15 protein-coding genes are annotated in these 14950 nt (G+C 57.5%); 10 read left to right on the plus strand and 5 right to left on the minus strand.

Translation table 11 applies throughout. The features are described from left to right. Window positions 1-26 precede the first annotated feature (26 nt). Window positions 27-776 carry a VIT1/CCC1 transporter family protein gene (locus ACFC5L_RS10190; RefSeq protein WP_375203050.1) on the minus strand — a complete coding sequence of 250 codons (750 nt, stop codon included), beginning with the start codon at window positions 774-776 and terminating at the stop codon, window positions 27-29. A 154-nt stretch (window positions 777-930) separates the two neighbouring features. Here ACFC5L_RS10190 and ACFC5L_RS10195 point away from each other — a divergent pair, with 154 nt between their 5' ends. Further along, window positions 931-1878, plus strand: coding sequence for an isopenicillin N synthase family dioxygenase (locus tag ACFC5L_RS10195; RefSeq protein ID WP_375203049.1), 948 nt, complete (start codon window positions 931-933; stop codon window positions 1876-1878). Then, window positions 1875-2384, plus strand: a complete 510-nt coding sequence (locus tag ACFC5L_RS10200) for a GNAT family N-acetyltransferase (protein WP_375203048.1) — start codon at window positions 1875-1877, stop codon at window positions 2382-2384. The genes ACFC5L_RS10195 and ACFC5L_RS10200 overlap by 4 nt, the downstream gene beginning before the upstream one ends. On the opposite strand, the gene ACFC5L_RS10205 is transcribed toward ACFC5L_RS10200, so the two are convergent. Next, the gene (locus ACFC5L_RS10205) at window positions 2381-4939 is read right to left on the minus strand and encodes a zinc-dependent metalloprotease (protein WP_375203047.1); all 2559 of its coding nucleotides are present in this window, start codon (window positions 4937-4939) and stop codon (window positions 2381-2383) included. The genes ACFC5L_RS10200 and ACFC5L_RS10205 overlap by 4 nt on opposite strands. Before the next feature lie 145 nt (window positions 4940-5084). Here ACFC5L_RS10205 and ACFC5L_RS10210 point away from each other — a divergent pair, with 145 nt between their 5' ends. Beyond that, window positions 5085-5927 carry an AAA family ATPase gene (locus tag ACFC5L_RS10210; RefSeq protein ID WP_375203046.1) on the plus strand — a complete coding sequence of 281 codons (843 nt, stop codon included), beginning with the start codon at window positions 5085-5087 and terminating at the stop codon, window positions 5925-5927. A 49-nt stretch (window positions 5928-5976) separates the two neighbouring features. Here ACFC5L_RS10210 and ACFC5L_RS10215 read toward each other — a convergent pair whose 3' ends face one another. After that, window positions 5977-6936 (minus strand): hypothetical protein, encoded by a 960-nt coding sequence (locus tag ACFC5L_RS10215; protein ID WP_375203045.1) that lies wholly within the window; start codon window positions 6934-6936, stop codon window positions 5977-5979. Window positions 6937-7037: 101 nt separating this feature from the next. Here ACFC5L_RS10215 and ACFC5L_RS10220 point away from each other — a divergent pair, with 101 nt between their 5' ends. The 3 genes from ACFC5L_RS10220 to ACFC5L_RS10230 all read left to right on the plus strand — a co-directional run bounded on the left by ACFC5L_RS10220 (window position 7038) and on the right by ACFC5L_RS10230 (window position 9899). Further along, window positions 7038-7895 (plus strand): alpha/beta fold hydrolase, encoded by an 858-nt coding sequence (locus ACFC5L_RS10220; RefSeq protein ID WP_375203044.1) that lies wholly within the window; start codon window positions 7038-7040, stop codon window positions 7893-7895. A gap of 75 nt (window positions 7896-7970) precedes the next feature. Then, on the plus strand, window positions 7971-8948 hold the full coding sequence (locus ACFC5L_RS10225) for an SDH family Clp fold serine proteinase (RefSeq protein ID WP_375203043.1): 978 nt from the start codon (window positions 7971-7973) through the stop codon (window positions 8946-8948). 39 nt (window positions 8949-8987) lie between these two features. Further along, window positions 8988-9899 (plus strand): hypothetical protein, encoded by a 912-nt coding sequence (locus ACFC5L_RS10230; protein WP_375203042.1) that lies wholly within the window; start codon window positions 8988-8990, stop codon window positions 9897-9899. A 9-nt stretch (window positions 9900-9908) separates the two neighbouring features. Here ACFC5L_RS10230 and ACFC5L_RS10235 read toward each other — a convergent pair whose 3' ends face one another. Both ACFC5L_RS10235 and ACFC5L_RS10240 read right to left on the minus strand, forming a co-directional pair. Beyond that, window positions 9909-11288 (minus strand): Y-family DNA polymerase, encoded by a 1380-nt coding sequence (locus ACFC5L_RS10235; RefSeq protein ID WP_375203041.1) that lies wholly within the window; start codon window positions 11286-11288, stop codon window positions 9909-9911. A gap of 55 nt (window positions 11289-11343) precedes the next feature. Continuing rightward, on the minus strand, window positions 11344-12180 hold the full coding sequence (locus ACFC5L_RS10240) for a hypothetical protein (RefSeq protein ID WP_375203040.1): 837 nt from the start codon (window positions 12178-12180) through the stop codon (window positions 11344-11346). A gap of 78 nt (window positions 12181-12258) precedes the next feature. Here ACFC5L_RS10240 and ACFC5L_RS10245 point away from each other — a divergent pair, with 78 nt between their 5' ends. The 4 genes from ACFC5L_RS10245 to ACFC5L_RS10260 all read left to right on the plus strand — a co-directional run bounded on the left by ACFC5L_RS10245 (window position 12259) and on the right by ACFC5L_RS10260 (window position 14944). Further along, on the plus strand, window positions 12259-12921 hold the full coding sequence (locus ACFC5L_RS10245) for a Fe2+-dependent dioxygenase (RefSeq protein WP_375203039.1): 663 nt from the start codon (window positions 12259-12261) through the stop codon (window positions 12919-12921). A 79-nt stretch (window positions 12922-13000) separates the two neighbouring features. Continuing rightward, on the plus strand, window positions 13001-13366 hold the full coding sequence (locus ACFC5L_RS10250) for a YciI family protein (protein ID WP_375203038.1): 366 nt from the start codon (window positions 13001-13003) through the stop codon (window positions 13364-13366). Between the two features lie 9 nt (window positions 13367-13375). Then, window positions 13376-13717, plus strand: a complete 342-nt coding sequence (locus ACFC5L_RS10255; RefSeq protein ID WP_375203037.1) for a YciI family protein — start codon at window positions 13376-13378, stop codon at window positions 13715-13717. 3 nt (window positions 13718-13720) lie between these two features. Further along, on the plus strand, window positions 13721-14944 hold the full coding sequence (locus ACFC5L_RS10260) for an RNA polymerase sigma factor (protein WP_375203036.1): 1224 nt from the start codon (window positions 13721-13723) through the stop codon (window positions 14942-14944). The last annotated feature ends 6 nt before the right edge of the window (window positions 14945-14950 follow it).

The raw sequence follows: 14950 nt of genomic DNA on the forward strand, positions 1-14950 counted from the left end.
GGCGCTTCTCCTTTTTCGCAGGCGTCCTACACCCCTACCCAGCTTTTCAGCAACGCCCCTACTATAAAAGCGAAGCCTGCTGCGGTCATGCCAATGAGGAACGTCTCCAGCGCTGAAGACCACCAGGGCGAAGTTGACCATTTTGATTTCATTGCGCCAATGCCGAAAAATACGAAGCCGGTCATGATGCTGGCGCTCAACAGAGCGTTTGCGCCGGCGCCGAACACAAAAGGCAGAAGCGGCACAGCACCGCAAATCAGAAACGCCGCGAAAGTGGCGGCGCCCGCCTTCATAGGCGAGCGGTTAGTCTTCGCGGCGCCGTATTCTTCTTCAACCATCACCTCGATCCAGCGCTCTTGATGTGCTGTGATGATATCGACCGCCGTGTCGAGATGGTCGCCTTCAAAACCTTTCGCTGCAAAAATCTGGCGGATCTCTTCGCGCTCGCCTTCAGGGCTGAGAGTGATGTGACGCTGTTCGGTTTCTCGAAGACGTTGGTAATCGTCGCGCTCGGCTTTGACGCCGGAATAGTTCCCGGCCGCCATTGAAAATCCGTCAGCGACAAGATTGGCGACGCCCAGGATCAGGATAATTGTTGTGGAAAGCTCTGCGCCCGCAACGCCTGCGACGACGGCGAATGTCGTTACGGCGCCGTCAATACCGCCCAGCACCCAGTCACGCAGATAACTGTTTTGCGGCCCTTTTTTCAGCCGCGCGGCGATGTCCTGCGGATCATGGCTATGCTCAATGTCGGTATCGCTTGGGGCGGCGCTCATGGCTGCTTTATGACTTGTGCTGCAAAACGGCGTCAATCCGCCATTTTTCACGGCGTTGCCGGCGGTTTCGGATGCGCTCTTTTACGCCATTGCACCCCGTCGGCGGCGGGCGTAAACCGCCAAAAGCATAACCATTTTCGCAAAAGGATCCGCCATGGCCCGTAAATATGACCGCGTGCCGGAGCTTAGTCTCAAGGCCTATACGGATGGAGATTTGGGCGCCCGGCGCGAGTTTGAGGAAGCCCTTTATGAAGGCTTCAAATATTTCGGCTTCATTATTCTCAAGGACCACAAAGTCAGCCGTGAGTTGTTGCAGCGCGCATATGACAAGAGCGCCGAGTTTTTCGCCCTCCCGGAAGACTATAAAATGGAGTTCTTTCGCAAGGATGGACAGCGCGGTTACACGCCCTTCGGTCGCGAACACGCCAAGGACTCAAAGCATCCGGACCTGAAAGAGTTCTGGCATGTGGGGCGCGAGTTTGAGCCCGGCTCCGAGCTTGAAAAGATTTATCCTGCAAATATATGGCCCGATAAACCTGAAAGCTTTCGCGACACCTTTGTCGAGCTTTATGACGCCCTCGAAGAGGCAGGCCTTGCCATGCTGGAGGCGCTGGCGCCGTCTCTCGATGTGCCGCGGGACTTTTTCCGCAAGATGGCGACCGACGGCAATTCGATCCTTCGGCTCCTCCACTATCCGCCGGTTCCGGACGGCGCAGACCCGGGCTCCATCCGCGCCGCCGCGCATGAGGACATCAATCTCATCACCATTCTCGTGGCGGCGAACGGCGCCGGGCTTCAATTACTTGATCGCGACGGCAAATGGCTGCCGGTGGAGACCGATCCCGACAACCTTATTGTCGACGCCGGAGACATGCTGGCGCGGGTCTGCAACGACGTTATCCCCGCGACAACGCACCGTGTGATCAATCCGGAAGGAGGAACGAATGAGTCCCGCTACTCCATGCCGTTCTTCATGCACCCGCATTCCAGCGCGCTGTTGTCTTGTCTCGACAGTTGCAAAGGCGATGGCGCGAAATATCCTGACATTACAGCTGATGAATTCCTGAAACAGCGCCTTCGCGAAATCGGCCTCGCTGGATGACGCTGACAATTAGGCGGGCGACCGCCGGTGATATTGCCTTGATGCAGGCGCTTGAACGGGATGCAGCGCAGGCCTTTCGCGCGGTGGGGTACGACTTCTGCGCCGACGGCCCTGTGCGCAGCGTGCAGGAACATCAGCGCGGCCTCGATGACGGCGCCTCTTTGATTGCGGATCTCGACGGTGCGCCGGCGGGCTTTATCCTGATGTGGCCCGTGGATGGTCATGCACATATCACTGAAGTTTCAGTCAGCACTCAGTTTCAAAAACGCGGGATCGGCCGCGCGCTGATCGCCGCTAGCGAAAGCTGGGCGCGTGATGAAGGTCACGACGTGATAACACTCACAACTTTTCGCGATGTTGCGTGGAACGCGCCTTTCTATCGCGCGATCGGGTATGAAGTGTTCACCCCGGGTGAAAATGAGCCCGACCTTGCCGCCGTGCAGGCCGAAGAAGCCCAGTCCGGCTACGCCGCAAAACCCCGCATCGCGATGAAGAAGATTCTTTAGTCTTTCAAGCTGTCGCAATGCCAGCAGGTTTCCATCATGCCTGCGCTACTGCCGCCGATCGGGCTTCCGGGCGGAATTTCGGCCTCTGGCGCGGTAACTGACGCGGCCGCGGCCGGACGGTTCAAATGCGCTTCAATGCGATCGCGCAGCCAGGCGTTATGTTCCCGCGCATTTGCGCTGTTGAAGAGCGATGGGCCGAGCCGGTTGGCGACGGCGCGTAATTTCGCTTCGGCCTGGGCGCGCGCAGACGGCGCTGCGCGTTCGTTCAGGGCAAGCTCAATCAAAGAAGAAATGAACCGGTCCTGCGTTACATTGGCGAGGGCTTGTTCATTTGTGTTTGCGGCCGCAAAAATTTTGGCGTCCATAGCGTTCAGAACATCGGCGAAGCCCAGCGCTGATGGATCGCGACGATGTTGCTCTTCAAGGCGCGCGGCCCGCGCCGGATGCAAAAGAGCGCCTATCGTAACGCTGACCGCCGCATCGGCGGCGCTTGCGAGATCGAATATGGGATGCGTGTCTGTTTCAAAAACTTCGCCGCCATTATTACCATTGAAGGCGCCCATAGGAGGCGTCATCTGGTCCAGTACAGAGGCCGGAAGCACAAGGACGGACGGGTCAAGCGTATCCATGAGCGCCGCAAGCGCTTCACGTTGCTTTTCATTCTCTACAACGGCGCCGGTGGGCAGTGAATCGCCCTTCGTTTTGTAGGCGAAGTTATAACCGCCGACGAACTTCGCCGCAGCGGCCACCTGATAGCGGTGATAAAGATAGATCGGGACGATGACCTCGCGCAGCCGCGCCATCGGCGCGCCCGGCGCAATGGCGCGGTCACCGAAACCGGCCAGCGCGATAGAGCGCACAGCCATCACATCACGCAGCGACTGGACCGGATCAGCGCCATTGTCCCAGACACTGCCATAAGGATTGCCCGTGCCGACGGAACGCCCTTCGCTGTCAGCCACAAAGCGCAGGCCCGAGGCATAGCCGTCCGCCAGAACTTTATTGAGCGCAGCGGATTCGTCAGTATCCGGTGCGAATTGTGCATAAAGCCAGGTTGCGGCGAGCTTGTCCCACTCGCCTATCCCGGTGTCATAGGTTTCGCTGAAATCGAGCGCGCCATCAGCGCCGACCGTCACCAGCGGCGCCGGATAGTCCATAACGGACGCCCGGTCATTGGTTGAGGCGGCGAAGTTGTGCGCAAAGCCGAGGGAATGGCCGACTTCATGGGCCGACAGTTGACGGATTCTCGCGAGGGCGATTTCAACCGGATCATCCGCCCCGCCTTTGCCGGAATTTTGGGCGCCGGCGAGCCCTTCAAAGATCATGCGGTCCTGACGCACGCGCTGACTGCCGAGAATGACGCTGCCTTTGATCATTTCGCCGGTGCGGGGATCGGAAACGCCGCCGCCATAAGACCAGCCGCGGGTCTGGCGGTGCGTCCAGGAAATAACATTGTAGCGGATATCGCGGGGATGCGCGCCCTCGGGCAACGGCTCGACGCGATAGGCGTTTTCAAATCCGGCGGCTTCAAAGGCCTGCGCCCACCACGAAGCGCCTTCAATCAATGCATCGCGGATTTGCGGCGGGGCGCCGGCGTCAACATAAAAGACGATTGGGTCTTTCGCCGGGCTTGTCGCCGCGCTCGGGTCTTCTTTTTCAAGCCGGTAACGGCGGGCGAAAGCTTTCTGGATTTGCGCTTCAAGGGGCGCCGAGAAATCATAATAAGGAACGTCGATGGCGCCGGAACGAACGTCAAACGCGCGGGGCGTGTAGCCGTCATCTGGCAGGCGAACGAGAGAGTGATGCATCACCATGGTGATGGCGCGCCCATCCGCGGCAGTCGCCCACACTTCATCGCCGGGCTTGTCGCTGACGAGCGTCATATAGGCGTCGAACTCGACATTGTCCGGAAACGCCAGAGCGTTCGCGGCGTCGGGAAAGGTTCTGTCCGTCGCTACCGAATAGGATCCGCCCTTCGGATGATCTTTCAACGCCGCGACGACGCCAAGGGAATCGCGCGTAATGAAACCGGAGATATCCACCAGGCTCTCCCCGTTCGGGCCGGTGGCGCTCACCTCCCCTGACCAGAGGAAGGAACGCGCGAAGGACTCGCGCACGGCCTTTTGCTCCAGCGGATTGTCCGAGGTCGCGCGATAAGTCCAGTTTTCCTGCTCGGCGATCATCTTGTCGCCAATGCGCCGGAAGGCGACCAGTGAGCCGCCATCGAACAGGCCGCGATCAAGGCCTACAGGGTTCGAGCCCAGCCCGGAAGTGAGCCCCGCCGCGTGAATGGCGCGCAGGGCGACGCCATCGTCATCTGCCGGCGGAAACACCGCATAGACTTTTCCGCCCTTTTCATCGCCGAAAAGCGTCAGGAATCCGTCTTTGCGCGTAAAATCTTTGACGCTGTCATTGACCCAGACCTTTGCCGGTGATGCTGCTGCTTGCCGTTCGCCTTCCGCCTCATTGCCAGCGGCAGGCGCTGTTTCCGCAGCCTCGCGAGCGCAGGCCGAAATCATCAGAAGGGACGCAAGGGACAGAAGGACGAGGCGCATGAAATTTCCTTTCGGGCTGACGCTCGCGAAGCTGCCGGATTTTTGAACGAAATGCAAAAATGAATTTTCAAAGCTGCATCAAGCGATTGCGCGAGGCTTTTGCGGCTTTATAGTCGTGGAGCAGGCCAGAGAAGAGAGCGTTTTTGTGAAGTTTACCGGCACGAAGGATTATGTCGCCACCGAAGATCTAAAAGTCGCGGTCAATGCAGCGGTGACCTTAGAGCGTCCCCTGCTCGTCAAGGGCGAGCCCGGGACGGGCAAGACCGTGCTCGCCATTGAAGTGGCCAAGGCGCTCGGCGCGCCGCTCCTTGAATGGCACATCAAATCCACCACGAAGGCGCATCAAGGGCTTTATGAATATGACGCCGTGGCGCGCCTGCGTGACGGCCAGCTTGGCGAGGAACGTGCGCGAGATGTCAAAAACTACATCAAGCGCGGAAAATTATGGGAGGCGTTCACCGCCGATCAGCGGCCGGTTCTCCTTATCGACGAAATCGACAAGGCCGACATCGAGTTCCCCAACGACCTTCTGCAAGAGCTCGATCGCATGGAGTTTTTTGTCTACGAAACAGATGAAACTGTAAAAGCGAAACAACGGCCAATTGTTATCATTACGTCGAACAACGAAAAGGAATTGCCGGACGCGTTTTTGCGCCGCTGTTTTTTCCATTACATCAAGTTTCCAGACGCCGATGTAATGGCGCAGATTGTCGATGTGCATTTCCCGGGCATCAAGAAACGCCTGGTCGCTGATGCGATGAAAGTCTTTTATGAAATCCGCGAAGTGCCGGGCCTCAAAAAGAAACCGTCAACGTCAGAGCTTCTCGACTGGCTGAAGCTGTTGATGGCTGAAGACCTGCCTGAAGAAATTCTCTCCGAGCGCGACCCCCGCAAAGCGATCCCGCCGCTTCATGGCGCGCTTTTGAAGAACGAACAGGATATACACATGTTTGAACGGCTGGCGTTTCTTGCGCGGCGTGAAAGTTAAACAACGAACCGCATGCGCGCCTAAGATCGAGTCAGTGCAGCAAAGCAAGTCAAGAGTAGTTCTCTTGTTTCATTAACTGAAGTTGACAAGCGCCTTCCTGCGGAGCCGATTGTTGGCGGCGAAGCCATTTTCTTCCAAAATCTATGTGATTGCGCGAAGTGTCTGGCGCTGTTTGTTGACCAAACTCGCTTGATTCTTCGCTCTCGATGGGAATGACGCATCTTTCGATGAATTCGTCCAACTTTTTCCGTCCGCGATCCTGAAACTTGGCAACTTCGGAACGTAGATTTTTAATAACAGAATTCTCTTCTTTGTTTTTGAATGAAGAATGAAATGTTGCGATGGCTGATTCTGAAAATTTTGAAACTTCATCTGTTACATGATTAAGTCCCGCGCGAAATTTTGCAGCGTTCTGCATATCAAGATCGCCGGTTTGTCCGAGTGCTTCAAAGTAGTCAGAATTGGATAGAAATAAGACGATAGCCTTATCCATATCAAAAAAATCGGATTCTAAATTTCCAATTTCATTGAGCATGCCGTTGGGATAAATATCCGCAATAGATGAAAGCCATATACGCATATAACCTATTTTGGCGAGTATAAGCTCGCGGCTTTCTTCGTATATATCTCTTCGAAAGCGCACCACCTTTGTGTTCTCATGGTTGAGGCCTAACATAAGAGAATTCAAAGCGCGTGAAATGTCTGTTGTTTCAATTAACAAAGATCGAGATCGTGTTTCTCGCAACCCCTCCCATTGTGTGCGATCGCGAAGCTCTTGAAGTAAACTAACAAATAAACCAAAAACAATTGACCCAAAGAAAACGCCAAAAACTAACTCGGTCCAAACGCCTTCGTTAAAGGCGCCGACAACCGTGCATTGTTCGTTGCGAACAGAAAAAAATGAAGCTACACAAGAAAAATTTAGGATGCCAAAGTAAAGGAGGTACAAAAATAGCGCTGGAACTATGATCAGAAGAGCTGCTTTTGTACCAGTGTTCAGGAATCTCATCTTCACCCCCATGACAGTTCCCAAGATTTATCCCGTACTATTGAAGATGCCCATTTCAGTTTTCTGGGTATCTTTTGTCAATAAATATCCATTTTACACGAATGCGAAACATCAAACACAGCATTTCCGCAAACGGTCTTTCACATTTTGTGCGCGATAGCGGCAATGAAAGCGCCCCCGTTGCGATCCTGCTTCACGGTTTTCCGGATTCCTCCGCCGTCTGGGAGAAAGTGACGCCGTTATATGTGGCGGCGGGCTTTCGCGTCATTGCGCCTGACCTGCGTGGATTTGGCGAAACGGATATGGCGGCTTCGGTCGCCGCCTATGACATTCAAGATGGCGCCGCCAAGGATGTGCTCGCCATCATGGAGGCGTTGGGGATAGAGATTGCGCATATTGCAGGACATGATTTCGGAGCGCCGGTCGCCTGGATGCTCGCCGCACAACACCCTGAAAGATTCAAGACGCTGACTGCGATCTCCGTTGGCCACACGCGCGCTTTCCTGAAAGCTGGATGGGAGCAGAAATGGCGCAGCACCTATATTCTTTTCCATCAGTTTCGCGGCATTTGCGAAGCGGCGTACCGCGCTAATGACTGGGCGCTTTTACGCAAGCACTGGTCGGCTCACGGCGATATAGAGGAAACGATCCGCCTGCTCTCGCGCCCGGGCCGGCTCACCGCCGGATTGAACTGGTATCGCGCAAATATTTCCATCAGCCGGATGGTAAAGCCGCCGCCGCCCGGCGCCTTCGGTGAGGAAATCATCCGCATCCCGACCTTGGGGATCTGGAGTGATGGCGAAGCTTATCTCACTGAAGCGCAGATGACGGGGTCGCAAGACTATGTTGACGCGCCCTGGCGCTATGAGCGTATAAAAGGGGCCAGCCACTGGATTTCCTACGACGCCCCGGAGGTGCTGGCGCGCCTGATGATCTCGCATTGGCGAACACATGCTTGAACCGGGCGGCCTTTCCTCCCCTCTAAAAAGCCCTTAAGCTCTGGCGACTTGTCGTGCGTAGAGGGGTATCGGGGCATGGAAGCGTTTTTCGGCGCCTTGCCGATCTTGTTGATTTTATTATTTATTTTTTCGCGCAACCTTGCCAATCAGCAGCGCCACGCCGAACTTGTCAAAAAGTTCTCCAAAATCCAGAAAAAGCGCAAAAGCCGCGTTATCGCCATTGTGCACCGCCAGGAGCCGATGGGCCTCCTTGGCATTCCGATGCTGCGCTATATCGATCTTAATGACGCCGAAGACGTTCTTGAGGCCATCCGCAAGACGCCGCCCAACAAACCGCTGGAATTCATCCTGCACACCCCCGGCGGACTCGTCCTGCCGGCGGTTCAGATCGCCCGCGCCATCAAGGCCCATCCCGGCAAGAAAACGGTATTCGTGCCTCATTATGCGATGTCGGGCGGTACATTGATTGCGCTTGCCGCCGATGAAGTCGTCCTGAGCGACCATGCCGTGCTCGGCCCGATCGACCCGCAGATCGGCGGTCTGCCCGCGGCGTCGGTGGTTCGCGTCGCCGGTGAAAAACCTATTCAGAATACGGATGATTATACACTGGTGTTGGCCGATGTGGGCGCCATGGCGATCACCCAGCTTCAAAAGATCGCCCGGGAGCTGCTGACAGGAACCGTTTCCGAAAATGCGGCAATCTCCATTTCGGAGCAATTATCATCGGGTCGATGGACCCATGACTATCCCATTGCCTATGGCGAGGCGAAGGAGTTGGGGCTTAATGTCTCGCGCGAGATGCCGAAAGACATCATGGAGCTGATGAGCCTTTTCCCGGATTCGCTGCGCCGCACGAAAAGCGTACGTTATCTCGAAGAGGAATCTGTGGAGCATCATGCGGCCGCAGACCATCGGGTTACACTAACCGGTTATCAGCCGCAGCCGGGCTCGCGCAGTTTCAGTTACGGCCCGTGGAACCCGAAAGAACTGAAGGGCCGCGCCAAGCCCCATGAGGAAAAGCGAAAACCCTTCTGGCGGCGTAGTGAAGACTGAGCGCCTTCCTCCCTATCTCGAACGCACAGGAATTGTTTGATGTATCAGTATAAATTCGCCGGTCTCGCCCTATGTCTTCTGGGCGCCGCCTGCGTCAGCGGGCCGCAAACCGCACAAGGCCCACAGATAATCAATCCCTACGATTATTATGCATTTGATCGCCTGTCGCGGATTGAAGTCGCTGAGAACCTGTCCATCAAGTCTGCTTCGCTTGAAGACAACATGGCTGTCCTGTCGGCGTCTGCGGATGACCGCATGCTGGCCCATGAACGCGTCGTCAATCGTGACAAAAGCGATAGCGACCGGTTGAGCAACAAGGCGCTCTCCGGCGGCGGTCAGTCCTATTACGTTCAGGCGCAAAACAGTTTCGAACAGGATGGCTGGGCGATCGAAGGCGACCGACTGCGGCATGTGGAAAGCGGGCTTTTGTGTCCGTCCGGCATCTCGCTCGGCGAAGGGGGGCGAACTTTCGAACTTGAGCGTGTGATCGAGTTTTCAGAAACAAGGCGGGATATCGCCTGCCATTACAGCGCCCCGGACAACGGGGACGGGATCACCGCCTATGCGAGTTACTGGCCGGATGTGGAGCTCGAAGCCCACGCGGTCGCCGCGGCGCAGACGATCTTGCAAAATTATCCGGTGCAATCTCAGGTGACGTTGCCTGTTGTTGAGGTGATTGAGACAGATGCAGATCCGGCGATCGCAGAAATTCTTGAGGGAATTGAAGAGCCGCTCGCCGGTGGTTTCGAAATTGGCGACATTAACGGCGCGCCTTACCGGACTTCTCTTTGGGTTGTGAAAACCCATGGCTGGCATGTGAAGCTACGCGCCACCTATGCTTCCGCCGATCAAGCCTCCGAACTTTTGTCCGCAATTCACTTCATGTCGTCGCATCTTGCCGTGCGGGCGAAAAACATTGCGGAGCCGATGATCTCCGGCGCAGAGGTTTAAAACAGGCTTTCAGTAGAGAAATTCGGCTTCTTCCGGCACGCGGGAAAAAGCGATCTTGGCCCCGAGATAATTGAGCGCAAGGCCGGATTGGCTGGCGAGCGAGATGTGCCGTTTGCGTGCGCCATCCGGGGAAGGCGCGCCAAGGCGCTGAAACTTTGAGTCGAGATCGGCGTTGATGTCGTCAATCGCCTTCCACAAACCGGCCCGGCGTGCATCCTTTTCGACACTTTCGGGCTCTGCAAATAGGTCCAGCTGTTCAAGCGCCGTGTCACCGCATTTCGAAAGGCCATGGAGATAGACGGTGACGCCGCCAAAACGCGGCATGGGCCCCTTTTGGCGTTGGCGTATGCACAATTGCGACCACATCTCATCGAGCAGATTGAGAAACAGAAAGCTGTCCTGCGAATGTTTGAACCGGCGCGCCGATTGCCACCCGCCCTCCGGCCGCAAGCGCACGGAAAGGCTGAGCGAGGATGCGTGCATTCCGTAGTGGCGAAGACGGCTCGCGGCTTTGAGGAGCAGCGCCCGTGCGACAATGCGCGCTTTTTCCGGCGCTTCATGTTCGCGGCTTAAAACACGGCTATGTCCGATCATGGATTTCTTCGTGGGCTCCTCCACCGTCTCAAACCCATGCAATCCATGCCAGAAACGCTCGCCCATCACCGAGTTCCAGATCGCTCGCGCCTGTTTCGGCTGCAAGCGCCACAGGGCCATGAAATCATTGACGCCCGCCCGGGAAAGCCGCGCGGCGACGCCGGCGCCGATGCCGGGAATATCCGTTAGTGGAATATCCTCCAGCGCATGGGGAAGGTCCTCAATACGCAAAACCGTCAGACCGTCAGGTTTGACCCGCTCGGCCGCGAGTTTGGCGAGGAGCCGTGTTGGCGCAATGCCGATGGAAGAACGCAAGGCCGGGCCGACATTCCGGGCGATCCCCTCTTTGATGCGGTAAGCGGTTTCGATCGCGCGCGCAGGATCCTGTTCCGACCGCGACAGCCGGAACGCCGCCTCGTCGATGGAATATATTTTTTCGAGCGGGATATGACGCTCGATCTCTTTCATGAGCAGCTTGTGAACGGCCACATAACGGTCATGGCGAGCGGGCATCACCGCTATCCCCGGACACAGCTTGCGCGCATCGGCGACCTTGGTCCCGCGTTTGATCCCGAAGGGACGCGCCTCGTAACTCGCGGCGATCGCGCCGGTATGCTCGGAGGCAAGCGGCGTCACAATCACCGGTTTGCCCATCAGGTTGGGATGGTCATGCTGTTCGACGCCGGCGAAATAGGCGTTGAAGTCGATGAACAGACAGGAAAGCGGGCGATCCGCCGCCGGGGCGACGGCCGCGCCTGAGTCAGAAATCCCTGGTTTTTCCGGCCTTGACAGCATGAGAACAAATATAGAACATTTGTCGTGCGCTGTCTATCAGGCGAAGTTCCGACCTCTACATAAGGCCGCGCGCGGCAAGCTCGATCCGGGCGGCGGCGCCGTAGAGCGTTGACGAACGGCCTTCGGTCGTTTCAGCGGTAAGGCCGTCGAAAGACGCCAGCGCCAACTCGATCTGTTCATGGGCGAGGTTGATGGCGTCAGATGCGTTGACGTCGTTGGTGTCGATCCCGGCGATCATGTCGCGCGATGCGACCAGAAATCCGTAAGCGTCCTGATATTCATGGGCGTTGCTGATCGCCCCGTCATCTTCAACGCCAATGTCGAATTCATCTGCCGCGACGCGGATGATTTCCGACACGGAAAGCAAAACAACAGCCGGGTTCGTCGCTGGCGCATGCGCATTGATGGCTTCAACGGCGGCGCTGTATTCGGCTTCCACATCCCCGCCAGCCGTCGCTGCGTTGGCCAGCGCCGTTAGCTCGTCAGCAAAACCGGATTGTCCGCGGGCGCCGAATGCAGGCGCGATGTCGGAGTAAAGCTCGCTCTCGGGATGTTTGACATGCATCCTGGCCATGTCTTTTGAACCGCTTTGATAGAGCTCGTAAAAAGCAATGAGGTGCCCGCGCACTAGTCCGAGAAGTTTCAGATAGGCGACATCGTCTGTCGCCGGATCGCCGCTCGCCGATGCGCCCTCGCTTTCGCCTTCTCCACCTTCTCCCTCGCCTTCAGCGCCCAGTCCTTCCCCTTCGGCTTCACCGGCGATCGGGCTGGCAAGATCGACTTCGCCTTCGGCGCCCTCACCCTCGCCTTCGCCGCCACAGCCAGTCAGCGCTAAAGCGCTCGCCGCCGCGAGGGTCGACAGGCCGGTCATCAGTTTCAAGCGTCGCGTCATGTTGCGCCTCCCAAGGTCTTGCGGGCATGTATAGTCCACTCCAATGTAGATGCAAACGATTCTTAACTGGGTGTGGCGATGTTGTTGCATATTGATCAGGTTTTGAGCGCTGAAGAGTGTGACGCCATCGCCGAGGCGGTCTCTCCTCCAGCCCTGTGGCGGGACGGGAAGGAAACCGCGAAGGGCGAAGCTCGCGCCGTCAAGGAAAACCGGCAGGCGGATGGCGGTGCGCCGGCGGTCAAGGGCGCGATTTCGAAGATCGAGGCGGCGCTTTCCGCCCATCCGGTGTTTGCAGCGGCGGCGCAGCCGGCCTCCTTCGTGCGGATGACCATCAACCGCTATGGCGAGGGCATGGCCTATGGTGATCATGTGGACGCCCCTTACATCCATGGTCAGCGGACCGATCTTTCTTTCACCGTTTTTCTCAGCGAACCGGAAGAATATGAAGGCGGCGCCCTTGTCATCGACAATGCCGGTCATGAGGACAGTATTCGCGGGCACAGGGGCAGCGTCGTTCTCTACCCGTCACGCTCCCTCCACCGGGTTGAAACCGTCACTGCCGGCGTCCGCCTCGCCTGCATCGGTTGGATCAAAAGCCGCATCCGCGCGACAGAAGACAGGGCTTTTTTATTCGAACTGGAGGTTGCGCTTGCTGATCTGAAAAAGACGGGCGCGCCGCTTTCTGTCTATAATCGGCTGATGAATCTCAGAAACAATCTCCTGCGCCGCTTTGGTGACTAGGACTGGTGTCGAAATGGCGTGTTGCGGCGCGTCTTAGAAACATCCGCGACGCCACGAGGCGCGCACTATTCGGGAGCTGATGATGAAGGTCATGATACTCGCGCATGAATCGCCGGGCGACTTTGCGCTGCGCGATGATGCGCAAAAATACGAGCCCTATATGGGCGAATGGTACGCCTATAGCGGGGCGATGAAAGACGCAGGGATATTGCTTGACGGCGCCGCTCTGGAACAACCGTCCACGGCGACGGTTGTATCAGTGAGAAACGGCGTCCGGAAAGTTGAAGACGGTCCCTTCCCGGACACGAAAGAACAGCTCGGCGGGTTTTTCGTGATCGATGCGCCAGACATGGAGACCGCGGTGGAATGGGCGGCGAAATGTCCGTCGGCGAAAACCGGTTTCGTCGATGTTCGAGCTATCCCCGATTACGGCCAGGACGGATAGGAGCGCGCCATGAACTATCTGTTGATGCTATACGATAATGAAGATGAATGGGCGGCGATGGAGGACGAGAAACGCAACGGCATTCTCGGTTCCTATTTTGCCTACACAGATGCGTTGCGCGAGGCGGGCGCCTATGTCGACGGCAATCCCCTTGAGCATTCAAAGCAGGGCAAGCGGGCGCGACAGGGGCGCGTCGAAGACGGTCCCTTTGCAGACGGCAAGGAAACCCTTGGCGGCTACTATCTGATCGAGGTGCCTGATCTCGATGCGGCGCTCGACTGGGCGGCGCGCTGTCCCTGCGCCGGTTTCGGTTATGTTGAGGTGCGTCCTGTCTGGAATGTGAGCGGCTGAGCGATGCGTGACGCGCGGGCGATAGCGGAAGAGACCGCCCGCGCATCCTATGGACGTCTGCTGGCATGGCTCTGCGCCCGCACCGGCGACGTCGCGGCGGCGGAAGATGCGCTGTCGGATGCGTTCCGCGCAGCGCTTGAGCATTGGCCGACAACCGGCGTTCCCGCCTCCCCCGAAGCCTGGATCATCACGGCCGCGCGCCGCAAGCTGATTGACCAGGGCCGCAAGGCGAAAACACGCGTGGAGGCTGTGCCCGCGCTGGTCCTTGCGGCGGAGGAAGCCGAAGCGAAAGCCGAGATGAAGTCGCCTTTCCCGGATGAACGGTTGAAGTTGATGTTCATTTGCGCGCATCCGGCGATCGAGGAAAATGTGCGCACACCCCTGATGCTGCAAACCGTGCTGGGCCTGGACGCCGCACGGATAGCGTCGGCTTTTCTGACCTCACCTAAAGCCATGGGCGCGCGACTGGTGCGCGCCAAACGCAAGATCAAGAGCGCCGCCGTTCCTTTTGTGGAGCCCCCGCTGGAGCAATTGCCGGACCGCATGTCGGCTGTGCTGGACGCGATCTACGCTGCGTTCGGCACAGGCTGGAATGAAGTCGACGGTTCCGGACAAACAGGCGACCTGACCCATGAAGCGATTTTTCTGGCGCAGCTCGTCACCACGCTCGCGCCGGAGCAGGCGGAGGCCTGGGGGCTCTTATCCCTGATGCTGCATGCGGAAGCGCGGCGCGCCGCCCGTCATCTGGACGGCGCTTATATTCCTTTATCGTCACAGGACACGGGGCTGTGGGATCAACGCATGATCGCCGCTGCCGAAGAGGCGCTGGCGACGGCCTGGCGGCTCAAAACCATGGGACGGTTTCAACTGGAAGCCGCCATTCAATCTGCACACGCCGCATCGCGACTTCATGGCCGCGATGTCAAGAATGACATCATCCTGCTTTATGAAAACCTTGTGCGCATCGCTCCTTCAATGGGAGCGGAGATCGGATATGCAGCAGCCCTTGCAAGCGCAGGCCGTTTTGCTGATGGGTTGGACGTGCTGGACCATATAGAAAAAGACCGGATCCAGACCTATCAGCCTTTTTGGGCTGTCCGCGCGCATATTTTCAAAGGGCTCGAGCGCAGGAATGACGCGGACGCCGCCTATGACCGGGCCATCGGCCTGTCGGATAATGACGCGGCGCGCGCATTTTTGAAGACACAAAAAACGGCGCCGGTTTGACCCGGC

This window comes from Hyphococcus sp. (assembly GCF_041986965.1).
Lineage (GTDB): Bacteria > Pseudomonadota > Alphaproteobacteria > Caulobacterales > Parvularculaceae > Hyphococcus.

Coding starts and splice junctions, on each gene's coding strand:
- ACFC5L_RS10255 (WP_375203037.1), top strand. CDS start 13,376: ATGAACTATCTGTTGATGCTATACGATAATGAAGATGAATGGGCGGCG.
- ACFC5L_RS10225 (WP_375203043.1), top strand. CDS start 7,971: ATGGAAGCGTTTTTCGGCGCCTTGCCGATCTTGTTGATTTTATTATTT.
- ACFC5L_RS10215 (WP_375203045.1), bottom strand. CDS start 6,936: ATGAGATTCCTGAACACTGGTACAAAAGCAGCTCTTCTGATCATAGTT.
- ACFC5L_RS10205 (WP_375203047.1), bottom strand. CDS start 4,939: ATGCGCCTCGTCCTTCTGTCCCTTGCGTCCCTTCTGATGATTTCGGCC.
- ACFC5L_RS10260 (WP_375203036.1), top strand. CDS start 13,721: ATGCGTGACGCGCGGGCGATAGCGGAAGAGACCGCCCGCGCATCCTAT.
- ACFC5L_RS10220 (WP_375203044.1), top strand. CDS start 7,038: ATGCGAAACATCAAACACAGCATTTCCGCAAACGGTCTTTCACATTTT.
- ACFC5L_RS10190 (WP_375203050.1), bottom strand. CDS start 776: ATGAGCGCCGCCCCAAGCGATACCGACATTGAGCATAGCCATGATCCG.
- ACFC5L_RS10230 (WP_375203042.1), top strand. CDS start 8,988: ATGTATCAGTATAAATTCGCCGGTCTCGCCCTATGTCTTCTGGGCGCC.
- ACFC5L_RS10235 (WP_375203041.1), bottom strand. CDS start 11,288: ATGCTGTCAAGGCCGGAAAAACCAGGGATTTCTGACTCAGGCGCGGCC.
- ACFC5L_RS10240 (WP_375203040.1), bottom strand. CDS start 12,180: ATGACGCGACGCTTGAAACTGATGACCGGCCTGTCGACCCTCGCGGCG.
- ACFC5L_RS10250 (WP_375203038.1), top strand. CDS start 13,001: ATGATGAAGGTCATGATACTCGCGCATGAATCGCCGGGCGACTTTGCG.
- ACFC5L_RS10195 (WP_375203049.1), top strand. CDS start 931: ATGGCCCGTAAATATGACCGCGTGCCGGAGCTTAGTCTCAAGGCCTAT.
- ACFC5L_RS10200 (WP_375203048.1), top strand. CDS start 1,875: ATGACGCTGACAATTAGGCGGGCGACCGCCGGTGATATTGCCTTGATG.
- ACFC5L_RS10245 (WP_375203039.1), top strand. CDS start 12,259: ATGTTGTTGCATATTGATCAGGTTTTGAGCGCTGAAGAGTGTGACGCC.